11 protein-coding genes and 1 tRNA gene are annotated in these 12,161 nt (G+C 44.0%); 2 read left to right on the top strand and 10 right to left on the bottom strand.

The genetic code is table 11. The features are described 5' to 3' along the window. Positions 1-37: 37 nt before the first annotated feature. Positions 38-1,015 (bottom strand): SHOCT domain-containing protein, encoded by a 978-nt coding sequence (locus WCM76_16215; GenBank protein MEI6767175.1) that lies wholly within the window; start codon positions 1,013-1,015, stop codon positions 38-40. A gap of 447 nt (positions 1,016-1,462) precedes the next feature. Beyond that, positions 1,463-1,536: transfer RNA gene (locus WCM76_16210), tRNA-Ile, on the bottom strand. A 110-nt stretch (positions 1,537-1,646) separates the two neighbouring features. On the opposite strand from WCM76_16210, the gene WCM76_16205 reads away from it, so the two are divergent. Then, positions 1,647-2,297, top strand: a complete 651-nt coding sequence (locus WCM76_16205) for an HAD family phosphatase (GenBank protein ID MEI6767174.1) — start codon at positions 1,647-1,649, stop codon at positions 2,295-2,297. 237 nt (positions 2,298-2,534) lie between these two features. Here WCM76_16205 and rpmA read toward each other — a convergent pair whose 3' ends face one another. The 8 genes from rpmA to dusB all read right to left on the bottom strand — a co-directional run bounded on the left by rpmA (position 2,535) and on the right by dusB (position 7,844). Beyond that, positions 2,535-2,810, bottom strand: a complete 276-nt coding sequence (gene rpmA / locus WCM76_16200) for a 50S ribosomal protein L27 (GenBank protein MEI6767173.1) — start codon at positions 2,808-2,810, stop codon at positions 2,535-2,537. Between the two features lie 32 nt (positions 2,811-2,842). Then, positions 2,843-3,199, bottom strand: coding sequence for a 50S ribosomal protein L21 (rplU, locus tag WCM76_16195; protein MEI6767172.1), 357 nt, complete (start codon positions 3,197-3,199; stop codon positions 2,843-2,845). A gap of 151 nt (positions 3,200-3,350) precedes the next feature. Next, on the bottom strand, positions 3,351-3,893 hold the full coding sequence (locus tag WCM76_16190) for a Reeler domain-containing protein (GenBank protein ID MEI6767171.1): 543 nt from the start codon (positions 3,891-3,893) through the stop codon (positions 3,351-3,353). Positions 3,894-3,916: 23 nt separating this feature from the next. Then, positions 3,917-4,810 carry a DUF5777 family beta-barrel protein gene (locus WCM76_16185; protein ID MEI6767170.1) on the bottom strand — a complete coding sequence of 298 codons (894 nt, stop codon included), beginning with the start codon at positions 4,808-4,810 and terminating at the stop codon, positions 3,917-3,919. 49 nt (positions 4,811-4,859) lie between these two features. After that, positions 4,860-5,204, bottom strand: a complete 345-nt coding sequence (locus tag WCM76_16180; GenBank protein ID MEI6767169.1) for a hypothetical protein — start codon at positions 5,202-5,204, stop codon at positions 4,860-4,862. A gap of 46 nt (positions 5,205-5,250) precedes the next feature. Continuing rightward, positions 5,251-5,979 (bottom strand): hypothetical protein, encoded by a 729-nt coding sequence (locus tag WCM76_16175; GenBank protein ID MEI6767168.1) that lies wholly within the window; start codon positions 5,977-5,979, stop codon positions 5,251-5,253. Between the two features lie 49 nt (positions 5,980-6,028). After that, on the bottom strand, positions 6,029-6,673 hold the full coding sequence (locus WCM76_16170; protein ID MEI6767167.1) for a c-type cytochrome: 645 nt from the start codon (positions 6,671-6,673) through the stop codon (positions 6,029-6,031). 181 nt (positions 6,674-6,854) lie between these two features. Continuing rightward, complete coding sequence (gene dusB, locus WCM76_16165) at positions 6,855-7,844, bottom strand: tRNA dihydrouridine synthase DusB (GenBank protein MEI6767166.1); 990 nt, start codon at positions 7,842-7,844, stop codon at positions 6,855-6,857. 320 nt (positions 7,845-8,164) lie between these two features. On the opposite strand from dusB, the gene WCM76_16160 reads away from it, so the two are divergent. Then, the coding region (locus tag WCM76_16160; protein ID MEI6767165.1) for a glycine-rich protein at positions 8,165-12,161 on the top strand (3,997 nt) is incomplete at its 3' end.

Here is a 12,161-nt window from a genome sequence, read left to right as displayed (position 1 = left end):
GCGAGGTGGTCAATTTGAACCGGCGCACACTGGATATTTAGAGCGTTTTTTCCACAATAAGGAAGGGGCTATTATCTTCTATTTTCGTCAAATCAAATATTTCATTATCTACAATGATTGACATTTCGTTTTGCAATAACATTAGAATATCTACTTTAATTTTGTAATTTATTCTAACATCCTTCCTCATTTTAGTATATTCTTCGTCGGTTAACATGCCTGAATTTTTTAATTTATCGAATCTAAAAATCGAAGCGTTTGTCCCCCTTTCGACCATTTCATTGGATACCCGCTGGACAAGGTCTTCCAGTTTTTCTTTAAACTCATTTTCAGATAAGGAGCCATTACTTTTTAAACTCAACAAGTTTGCATATTCATTCTTTATCATCTTATAATTATGCAATTTTGAAAGCTTATTAAGCCCATCAATATCTGAGCTCCCTCTTTCTGAAATTATTTTCTCTTTGAGCTCCTCTTTTTTTTGAATAAAAATCGTTTCATCAATCACCCCACTTTCTTTTAATTCCGATAGATTTGAAATAATAGAATCTTGGTTGTTATCCAAATTCTCTGATGCATTGAGGCTAGCCGATGAATTCATTTTTTCCGAAAATAATAAATTTGATAAAAAGTAAGAAATTGCCGCAATTAGAAATAGGATAAGTCCATACTCGGGCTTAACAGACGAAGTGGAATGAAAACTATAGTCTCCAGAGCCCATTCTATTTGAAGACGCAGCTTGCTTCATCCAAAATAAAAAACCAATACTTAAGAAAAAGTTCATCGCTCCGCCTATTAACCGAAGTTTTCGGTCAAAAAACATTAGAAAAAAGCAAACCAATGAAATAATAATTCCAACTATTCCAAAATTGAAATGGATCCCGCTAATACCTATTGAAGAATAATTACTATTAACAGCGCCTGAAATCGTATAAATACCTTTTGCCCACGGCAAAAACACACAGATTATCATTATTACTGCAAATACAAAACCCCAATAATTTACTTTTTTCATAATTCAGGAAGTTAATGTAGTCGGAAATTAAGAATGCTGAAAAACTCGCATTCCTATTTACCGAAAACGTGCATTGTTATTTACCGTTTACAGTTAACTTGTTGTTAGCATTTCAAGAAACTTTTTAAACACAATAAAGCGCAATATAATATATTTCTGAATACTTATATAAAATAAAGTCGAGCATTACGGCTCACGAAGAGAAAACACATCGCTTCCGGGCGAAAGTTACGACTCCACTCCAGCAAGTCCTTATGTCGTACAAATAGTTCCATTTAGTCCTTTAAAACGAATATTTCAGTCGATCAGCCCAAGGTGGAGGGCGAAAAAAAATATGTATTGTTTATGTAAGTATTGAAAATAATTATCGTCCAGCGAAACTGTCCCCCACAGTGTCCCCCTAAAAAGCGAAAGCCCTGTATTTACAGGGCTTTCGGGGTGTTTTTGTGGTCCCACCTGGACTTGAACCAGGGACCACCTGATTATGAGTCAGGTGCTCTAACCAACTGAGCTATAGGACCGGCATTTCGACCTTTTTATTTGGTCTTAACTTGCTTTTGTGGGTGCAAATTTACAATTTTGCACCCAATTATAATACATCATTTAAAAAAATATCTTAAAAAGCCCGAAAATGCTGGGAAACAACACAGTTAAAAATATTATCTTCGACTTTGGTGGTGTGCTGATTGATATCGATTTTCAGCTTAGTATTGATGCCTATATTAAACTCGGAAGCCCCGATTTTGATAAATTTTATTGTAAAGCCACTCAAAGCAGTCTGTTCGACGACCTTGATACCGGTCGCATCACACCCAAACAGTTCTGCGACCGGCTTAAAGCAATGTTCCCGCCCGAAGTTACCGAACAGCAAATCATAGATGCCTGGAATGCCATCATTATCGGAACTCCGGCACATCATATACATCTTCTTGAACAACTGGCAAAGAATTACCGGATTTTCCTGCTCAGCAATACCAATCTGATTCATTATTACGAATACACTGCGGAAATCAAACGGAAATACGGTTACGACGGCATAGAACCGCTGTTTGAAAAAGCATACCTGTCATTCAATATAGGCATGCGCAAACCCAATCTGGAGATATTTGAGTATGCGATTAAAGATAGTGGCGTTGTTCCTTCCGAAACAATCTTTATTGATGATTCCATTCATAATATTGAACCTGCGCGCTTAGCCGGCCTCCGCCCCATACACCTTAAAGATGGAGTTGATGTGACTGAGCTGTTCGAGAATGGTATAATTAAGCAGGAATACTGCTAAAATCTTTAACAAGAAATAGAATCATTGGATTCATCGGTCTGATCAATCCTGAAATTCCCCGAATCTTTATGTCGCGAGAGAATTCGTCAGGTATCATTATGATATAAAACTTCGCACCCTTGGACTTACGACTTAAGTCTCACGACTCTCGACTCATGACTCTCGACTCTGGTAAAAAAAAACTCCCACCCGGTGAAGGGCAGGAGCTGCAGTATTTTTAGCGAATAAATCGCGCGCTTAGTTTTTCGAAGCTTCGGTATCCATAGGAAGAATTGACACGTATGAACGGTCCTGTCTGCCTTTTTTGAAATCAACGATGCCGTCAACCAGTGCGAACAGAGTATGGTCTTTGCCCATTCCTACATTCAAACCTGGATTATGCACGGTACCACGCTGGCGGATAATAATACTTCCTGATTGTGCAAACTGTCCGCCGTAAATTTTTACGCCGAGTCTTTTACTATGTGATTCGCGTCCGTTACTTGAACTACCGGCACCTTTTTTATGAGCCATGACAAATTAATTTATATCGTTAAACAAAAAGATTATTCAGCTTTTACTTCCGGTTCGGCAGCTTTTTTAGCTTTTGCCTTAACGGCGATTTCTTCGATCTGGATAAGTGTGAAGTCCTGACGGTGTCCGCTGGCTTTCTGATATCCTTTTCTTCTTTTTTTCTTGAACACGATTACTTTATCGCCACGACTGTGCTCAATAATGGTTGCTGTTACCTTGGCGCCTTCAACTTTGGGTGTGCCTACGCTCACCTTGCCATCGTTGTCTACCAGAAGTACATCTTCGAAACTTACTTTTGAGCCTTCTTCGCCGTCTAACCGGTGTGCCAGTACTTCCAGGCCTTTCTCAACTTTAAACTGCTGTCCGGCGATGTCTACTATTGCGTACATTTTCAATTATTTTAGAGTATCTATAAAAAACGGTGTGCAAAATTAGTAAAAATTTTCAATAATCAAATACAACAGCCTTATTTTATTTACGATAAAAAAATCCAGATCGTAATGACCTGGATTTTATGGGATAAGGAATCGCAACGCTGCCTTATTTCTTCTCTTTTAAGGTATATGAAGTTGTATAAACCACTTGTGGCTTTGAACCAACAAGGAATGAACCGTAGAAAACCACGTCGCCGGCACCTGCAGCAGGCGCTGTCCATTTAAATGTCCAGGAGCCCATTCCACCGGTTACCAGCGAACCTTTGTTCGTATGGGTAATATACTTGCCTTTATCCAGAAGCTGGGTTTTTTCAGCGTCGGTCAACGTCAATGTGCCTAGAAGTTTGCCGGCAACATTTTGTGGAGAAACTTCAAATCCAATACGTTTGACTGTCTCAACGCCGGACATTTTTGCTGTTATGGTGTAGGTTTGTCCGGGTGTGTAAACGTTATTCACAGCATCGCTGGTAATATGATTGTCTACTTTGCGCATGGTTGCGTCATGGCAGCTGGTGCAGTTGGAGGCATCGCCCGGTGAACCTGTTTTACCAACCGGTGCTCCGCCCGGATAAGAGAAAATCTGGGTGCTAACGGCCATTACGATAACAGCGGTCAGTACGGTCGAGAAAATAAATGCTTTTTTAAACATAGCTGTAGGTATTAAGTTATTAATTAATCTTTTTCCCAAAGTTTAAAAGTACGTTCAATGTTGAATCCAATTCTTATGCCCTTTTTGAGCCACGACTCTGTTGTTTCTGTAATGAATTGTTTTTCAGTCATTCCTGTGGAATTCGTTACAAATATTTGGAATACGTGTTTGCCGGTATAGATGTCCAGTCCAATACTGCCCGAATTCTGAACTGTCTGACCGCCAATCTGTGAATAAATCTGGTTTGGCAGCAGGTAATTATATTCCAGATTGAGTCCGAATCGTGGAGTAACCTTAAACTGCAGACCTGCTCCCACGGCATAAACATCGTTTTTGTCTTTCGCCAGCGGAACCAGATTACGGTGTACCAGTGTCGGAACAAGTTCAGCACTGAACCAGTTGGTGAATTTCCGTGCAATAATCAGCTGAAATGTATATGCCAGTCTTGATGTGAAATATTTTTGAGGATAATCACTGTCCCATTTCAAAGAATTTATACCCATACCGGCAAATCCGGTAATTGATAAGGGCATGTTTCGTTTACCGGTACTTTGCCTGAGGATGCGGCCTTTAATATAGCCGTCGTAGTATTTTTGTATGGTAGAACGACCAACGCCCATCATAAGCCAGTCGGTGATGCCAAGGTCAAAATTAAGTCTGAAAGTGGCTTCATCCAGGCCGAAAAAATTATTTGCACCTGTAGATAATCTTCCGGCACGGTGTCCTACGCGGAAACCCAGATATCCGGCTTTATTTGTTTCAATGCTCTGAAGATTTGCTATCCGTGGGCCCCAGAAGGTTCGCTCGGTATAGTCAATGGTCGGCTCTTCAGGTGTTGCTGCCGGCTGAACAGTGTCTTGTGCCCATACCCGGGCAAATGCCAGAATAAGAAATGTAATTGCTACTATTTTCTTCATGCGGTTTATATTGACTGTGTTTGTTGAAATTCGTCTGTATGTGATTTAATTACTGAACCGGATTTGCCGACCATATCCTCAACTGTTTTTTTGAACAGTTGTCGAGGTTAACATTGCCTGTATGGTTGCTGTTTCCGGAGAAATCATACAAGTTCCATCCCGAGGCGGCACTCATTACATCTGCTGGAGTATCTAAAATGGCTGCGTGGCCGGAACCGGTGTTGTGGCAGGAAATGCAATTTGCATCCAGAATAGCTTTTATTTGTGAGGTGTAGGTGAGATTAACCGTATCGCAGCTAGCTGTGCTGCTTAGGTTATTGTAATTCGCGTAAAGGCTTTCTTCATTGTCATTATAACAGCCTGTAAGCAATACCCCCAGTAACAACGGTAACATCAGTTTCAATGGTTTCAACATATAAATATTCCCTGTAATTAATAATCTATTTATTATTAAGATAACCTGCATTCACCCAAATATCAACCTGACGCACCTTGCACACCGACATCTTGCCTGATGGCGGCATGGGCTTTGCGGATGTATAATTTACAGAATTCAGGAGGCGTGTTTTGTTGGCCGCAACATCAAGAAATGTTTTAATACTTGTGTATGATGAAAGATTAACTCCGTTAGATGCTCCTGCACCGTGACAACCCACGCAGTTATTCGTAATGATGCTGCTTACAGTGCCAGACCATGTTACATTACTGGTATCGCAACTGTTGGCGCAGTTGGTCGTATTCTGGGCACCCTGATTAATCCAACGGTAAATCAGATTAATTTGTGCGGGTGTCAGCGAACCGCTTGGAGGCATAGGATCACCGCCGGTACCTGTAATTGCACGGTAAATACTGCTTTGTGAAGGGCTGTAAGCTGTAATGCCATTCATAATATATGCGTAACTTGTGAGTCGCTGAGCCTCCCCGTTTGTACCATCGTGGCATCCTGCCATGGTGCAGTTAGACGAAAATATTGGCATGATTTGATCCTGAAAACAAATTGTAGTGTCTTCAGGTGGAGGCGGAGTAATAGTATCATTTCCGCCCGGGGTAGTAGTATCAACCGGCGGATTTTTGTAATTGGCATACAGTTCTTCCTCATTATCGTAGTAACAACCCGTAGCAACAAACAGCAGCAGTGCAGGTACGAGCAGCATAAGAAAGTTTTTCATAATAAGGATTTGTTGGTGATAAAATGCCTATAACTTTTACAAGAAAAAACTAATTTCCGGCATACCCGGCATTAATCCATTTCTGCATTTGGCTTATTTTACATGCCGACATTTTTCCGCTTGGCGGCATAACTTTCGCACTCGTGTAATTGATGGCGTCAACAAATTTTTGCTTGTTGGCATCAAGATATTGTTTCAGATCGTTGTAGACCGTGAGGGTAATTCCCATGGATGCTCCCGGACCGTGGCAGCCACCACAGTTCGATGAAATCAATGGTTGAACAATTCCACTATAGGTTACGTTGGCGGTATCACAGTTTCCGGCATTACAGTCGGTTGTGTTCTCGGCTCCCTGATCTATCCACCATTTTATTATGTTTTTCTGATCTTGGGTCAAGGGTTTATTGGGCGGCATGGCATTTTCACCGTTGCCGGTAATTGCGTTGTACAACCTGCTGCTTCCCGAATTACCGGGGTTCACCTGACTCACAATTGAGCTGTAACTGTTAAGAGCGCCTCTTTCTCCCGTTCCGCTATGACAGCCGGACATCGCACAGTTGTTTGTAATGAGGGGGAGCACATCATCCGAAAAGCAAACTTTTTTTATATAAGGCAATGGGTCGTGCTTACAGCTAATCGAGAATAATACTGAGCCAATTACAGCAATTCCGATGAAAAGAATGTATTTTTTCATAAAAAACGTTGTTCGTCCTGATTTTCTACAAATATAAAAAAAATAGCTATTGCATTATTTTTTCCTTAAGGAATGTATATATAATGCATTAAATATCAGTAATGACAGCACTCATGATATTTATCATGTCTTGGCAGCTGAATATGCAAAAATATGGTGTTTTGTATAAACCCCAAAAATGCTACATCCCTGCGTTTTCATAGAATTTAGCAACACTTTCAAGGATGGCAAGGATATCTGTATAGGAGGAAGCCGTCACCAGCGGGAGCCTGAATTGTTTGAAATCGGGCAGACCTCTGAAATATCCGCCGTAGTGTTTTCGCATAAGCAACAAGCCGTAGCGTTCATCATTATATTTCATGCTTTCGCCAAGATGCCGTCTGCACAGTTCCACACGTTCGCGAACCAAGGGTGGCTCAATTCGAACGCCATGATCTAGGAAATGCCTTACTTCACGGAAAAGCCAAGGATAACCAATAATGGCGCGACCAATCATCAAACCATCCACGCCATAACGGTTTTTCATTTCAAGCGCTTTTTCCGGGCTGTCGATATCTCCGTTACCGAATACCGGAATGGTCATGCGTGGATTGTTTTTTACCTCACCAATCAGCGTCCAGTCAGCTTCACCCTTGTACATCTGAGCGCGCGTACGACCGTGAATGGTCAGGGCTTTTATACCGGCATCCTGCAGCATCTCTGCAACTTCAACAATATTTTTCGACTTCTCGTCCCAGCCAATGCGTGTTTTTGCCGTTACCGGGATGCTTGACTGTTTCACAACCATGCTTGTGATACTTATCATGGCAGGAACGGTCCGTAGCATCGCCGCACCCGCACCTTTGGATATTACTTTTGAAACGGGACAGCCAAAATTGAGGTCAATGAAATCGGGATTAGCGGCTTCAGCCATTTCAGTGGCGACGCGCATACTTTCCTCGTTGTGTCCGAATATCTGAATTCCTACAGGCCTTTCAGCTTCATAGAACCCCAGTTTTTTTTTGCTTTTCTCGGCGTCACGAATCAAACCTTCGGATGAAATGAATTCGGTATAAACCACATCGGCACCAAGCTCCCGACAGATAAGCCGGAACGGAGGATTGGTAACATCTTCCATCGGTGCAAGCAACAATGGAAACTCAGGAAATACAAAATCAGTAGTTTTCTTCATAGGAAAATGGACGTTGCAAAAATAGGCAAAATAGGCATGTAATATTGCCTTATTTGGACTTCATAATTGATAATTATTGCCACATACTTTCCGAATGACATTTTATTATCATAATTATCGAGAATGGTTATAAAATTCCCAAAATAGGAAAGATTATATAATACACGAATTATAAACAGTTGATTAACAACTTAAAAAAAGATGGCACAAAAAAAATATTACTTTTTTTGTTAAAACAGTGTAAATACTTTTATTTTTGCTTTTCATTTTTCCTTTAAGCTCAATTTAATCCAAAAAAAATCATTAATCCAATCAGTACAATGAGAACACAAACAACATCTTCATTGAAAAGGTTCTTTCTTTTTCTTGTGCTTGTGGTATGTATCATCACAGCAAACCATGCGCAAACTGTTGCTCCTATAGTAAATTCGCCCATCGTTATACGACCCGGTGGCATGGCTAATCTGTGTGCCTCAGGAAGCAATACCATACGCTGGTACAAAGCTGCTACAGGTGGTACACTTTTGGGTTCATCCAATTATTTTTATCCGTTCCTGGTAAGCCCGGCAAGTACTACGACGTATTATGCTGAAACAGATTTGCCTGATTACCATGGGAGCATAACCTACAGCTATACCGGTGCTGCCCAAACATGGGTTGTTCCGACTGGCGTTACATCTATTTCAGTTGATGCCTATGGTGCTCAGGGAGTCGGTAAAAATCTAGGGATAGGAGGTCTGGGAGGAAGGGTACAGGCCACACTTTCTGTTACTCCCGGTGAGGTTTTAACAATCAACGTTGGCGGAGTGGATGGATATAATGGAGGCGGAATCAGTGACTATGGAGCCGCAGGCGGAGGTGCAACAGATATTCTCGATGGCGGAACGTCACTTTCCAATCGCATTCTGGTTGCGGGTGGTGGAGGTGGTGCAAACTACAATTCAAACACGATAGGAGGAGCCGGTGGCGGCCTGACGGCTGGAAACGGACTTTCCGGCAACAATTATTTGGCTTATTGTGGTGCCGGGGGAACACAAACAGCAGGAGGGTCAGGAAGTTATTCGAACGGCAATGGAAGTTTGGGGCGAGGAGGTTCAATCGCTTGGAATACGAGTGCAGGAAACGGCGGCGGCGGATATTACGGTGGCGGCGGCGGAAATTACTGCGGTGGCGGCGGGAGCTCATATGTAAGAAACGGAACATCAGTAACCCATACGCAGGGCGTGAGACAGGGTAATGGTGAGATTACTATCTACTACACGGTGTCCGGGCAGGTATCTTCACGCACCCCTTTGGTAGTGGTAGTAAACAGTCAGGGGCTGTTTTTTCCGGCATATAAAGATACAGCATGCCCGGATGAACCGGTGGCCCTTACCTCAAGAAGTGTTTGCGCACAAGTGGCTTGGTACGACGCACCTGTCGGAGGTAACCTGATTGGAACCTCTACAAATGGTGCATCACTGCAAGTGACACCCTCTTCAACAACTACTTATTATGCTGAAGGATATCATAACGGGCAGTTTACACAAACATTTAATTATACAGGTGCGGTTCAGTCATGGACCGTTCCATCCGGAGTTACATCAATCAATGTAGATGCTTATGGAGCTTCAGGAGGAGGAATATCAGGCGGTAAAGGCGGAAGAGTGCAGGCAACACTCAATGTTGCTGCAGGTCAGGTATTAAAAATTAATGTTGGTTCGACCACCTATAATGGCGGCGGCAATGGCATTGTTAATAGTGGCGGTGGCGCAACAGATATCAGAATTGGCGGAACCACCCTTGCCGACAGAGTATTGGTTGCAGGCGGCGGTGGCGCCGGATGTTTTATCAATTGGAAACTTGGCAATGGGGGCAACGGTGGTGGTCTGATTGCCGGTGGCGGTTCATACGATGGGATCTCCAATTTCTGTGGAGCCGGTGGCACGCAGAGTGCAGGAGGCACAGGTAATACTAATGGATCTTTGGGATTCGGTGGTAATGGCGATTGCGGCGGCGGTGGCGGATATTATGGCGGTGGCAACGGACTTTATGCCGGTGGTGGCGGCAGTTCTTGGGTAATACCGGCAGGATCGTCAGCAATTACCCACACACAGGATATTCAGATTGGCTCAGGGAAGCTCATTATTAATTATAATATTGGGTCAGAACCGCCCCGCACACCAATTGTTGTCAATGTGTATAATATTGCTCCTCCGGCAGTAGTAGCCTCAAATGTACAGATTTGCCCGGGCGGTAGTAGTGAACTCAGTGCTCAAAATAATGCTGCTGTTATTGAATGGTATGATGCGCCAGGTGGTGGCCACTTACTCGGAACCACCAAAAATGGAGGATTTTTGACTGTTAGCCCAACGGTAACTACAACATACTATGCTAAAAGGGTATTTCCTGCTCAGGATACAGTAACTTATTCATATACTGGTGCTGCTCAGACCTGGACAGTACCTGCCGGCGTTACTTCTGTTACCGTTGATGCCTATGGAGCTCAGGGCGGCTCAAATAATGGCTCTAATACTGGCGGTCGCGGCGGTCGTACCATGGCAACTCTTAGTGTTACCCCCGGCCAGATATTAAATATATATGTTGGAGGTAAGGGTAAAATTGGTGCAGGAGGCTTCAATGGGGGCGGAAACCCTTATGATGCAAATAATTATCAGGGTGGGGGCGGCGCAACCGATATCCGCATTGGCGGAACTTCACTCATTTATAGGGTTCTGGTTGCCGGCGGTGGCGGTGGTGCTGGTTATGATTTTTATCAGCATGGTTCAAGAAATGGCAATAACGGAGGGAGCGGGGGATACAAGGGAGCGAATGGATCTGCATATGGGGGTCAAACGGTTGGATTGGGTGGAACTCAAACTGCAGGAGGGGTTGCCGGAATTGGGGGCTTTAATGGTGCTTTAGGAATTGGTGGAAATGGTGCTGAAATAGCCGGCGGCGGTGGTGGTGGCTACTATGGCGGCGGCGGCGGTGGTTATTACCATTCAGATGAGATTGATTGGACTATAATTGGTGGTGGTGGTGGTGGTGGCAGCTCTTACGTAAGGCCTGCCGGTTCAACCAATGTCAGCTATGGTCAGGGCGCCCAATTGGGTGATGGGAAGGTGATACTTTCTTACACCGAAGCTGTTGGATGTGGAAGTTCGCGTGCAGCGATAACCGTATATGTAAACTCAACAGCGCCGGTGGCACAGAATGTGACCATGAATTGCGGCTCAACGGCAAATATTGCAGCAACAGCACAGGGTGAATCTATAAAATGGTATGATGCGCCTACAGGCGGTAACCTTTTGGCTACCACTTCTAATGGAGCTGATTTGCAGGTGGCACCGCTTATAACTACAACTTATTATGCGGCAGGCTCAATATACAAGGCTCCGGAAAACATTACTCATGTTTATAACTATACGGGCGACGTACAAAACTTTGTGGTTCCGGCAGGAGTTACCTCCGTTAACGTGGAAGCTTATGGTGCTGCGGGTGGCGGTGAAGTGACGGGCTATGCTGCTTATGGAGGCGGACTTGGCGGAAAGGTGAGTGCCGATTTAGCTGTTATACCGGGTTCAACATTATATTTATATGTTGGAGAAAAAGGGGGCGAAGTGGTACTGGGCGGTTATAATGGTGGCGGCAACGGTGGACCTGATCCTGGTTATAAAGGCGGCGGCGCAACAGATATCCGCATCGGCGGAACAAATATTACAAACAGAGTACTGATTGCCGGTGGTGGCGGTGGTTCGGGAGATAATACATCACTTACAGGTCCTGTCCTTCCTCTTCCCAATAAAGGCGGAGATGGCGGAGGTACAACTGCCGGTTATGGACAATATCAGGGGATTACATATTCAACTACTTGCGGTGGCGGCGGCACACAAATAGCCGGTGGAAGCGGTGGTGTTGGTCCTTATGGCGCTTCGGCAGAACAGGGAAAAGCCGGTATTCTGGCTGAGGGCGGTGAAGGCGGACGATATGGCGGTGCCGGTGGTGGAGGTGGTTACTACGGCGGCGGCGGCGGTGGCGGCTATGGCTGGTGGAACGGTGCCGGTGGTGGCGGAGGCAGCTCGTTTACGGACCCGATATACTGCAGCAACGTGAATCATACCCAAGGAGTTCGCTCAGGAGATGGGCAGATTAAGCTATCATTCGCAATGCCTTCAATTGCATGTATTGGTCCGCGCTCACCGGTGGTGGTAACGGTGAACCCGACCTTAACTCCTGCCGTTACAATCAGCGCATCAGCGTCAACCATCTGTGCGGGAACGTCAGTTACTTTTACTGCAACCCCAACCAATGGCGGAACTGCACCTGTGTATCAGT

The sequence above is a fragment of the Bacteroidota bacterium genome, assembly GCA_037133915.1.
In the GTDB taxonomy this organism is placed as follows: Bacteria; Bacteroidota; Bacteroidia; order Bacteroidales; family CAIWKO01; genus JBAXND01.
Note: the sequence above shows the minus strand (reverse complement) of the source record. Positions and strands in the feature narration are given on the sequence as shown.

What these genes read in the sequence shown, in the direction of transcription:
- WCM76_16190 (MEI6767171.1), bottom strand. Translation starts at nt 3,893, where the DNA reads ATGTTTAAAAAAGCATTTATTTTCTCGACCGTACTGACCGCTGTTATC.
- WCM76_16180 (MEI6767169.1), bottom strand. Translation starts at nt 5,204, where the DNA reads ATGTTACCGTTGTTACTGGGGGTATTGCTTACAGGCTGTTATAATGAC.
- WCM76_16175 (MEI6767168.1), bottom strand. Translation starts at nt 5,979, where the DNA reads ATGAAAAACTTTCTTATGCTGCTCGTACCTGCACTGCTGCTGTTTGTT.
- WCM76_16205 (MEI6767174.1), top strand. Translation starts at nt 1,647, where the DNA reads ATGCTGGGAAACAACACAGTTAAAAATATTATCTTCGACTTTGGTGGT.
- rpmA (MEI6767173.1), bottom strand. Translation starts at nt 2,810, where the DNA reads ATGGCTCATAAAAAAGGTGCCGGTAGTTCAAGTAACGGACGCGAATCA.
- rplU (MEI6767172.1), bottom strand. Translation starts at nt 3,199, where the DNA reads ATGTACGCAATAGTAGACATCGCCGGACAGCAGTTTAAAGTTGAGAAA.
- WCM76_16215 (MEI6767175.1), bottom strand. Translation starts at nt 1,015, where the DNA reads ATGAAAAAAGTAAATTATTGGGGTTTTGTATTTGCAGTAATAATGATA.
- WCM76_16170 (MEI6767167.1), bottom strand. Translation starts at nt 6,673, where the DNA reads ATGAAAAAATACATTCTTTTCATCGGAATTGCTGTAATTGGCTCAGTA.
- dusB (MEI6767166.1), bottom strand. Translation starts at nt 7,844, where the DNA reads ATGAAGAAAACTACTGATTTTGTATTTCCTGAGTTTCCATTGTTGCTT.
- WCM76_16185 (MEI6767170.1), bottom strand. Translation starts at nt 4,810, where the DNA reads ATGAAGAAAATAGTAGCAATTACATTTCTTATTCTGGCATTTGCCCGG.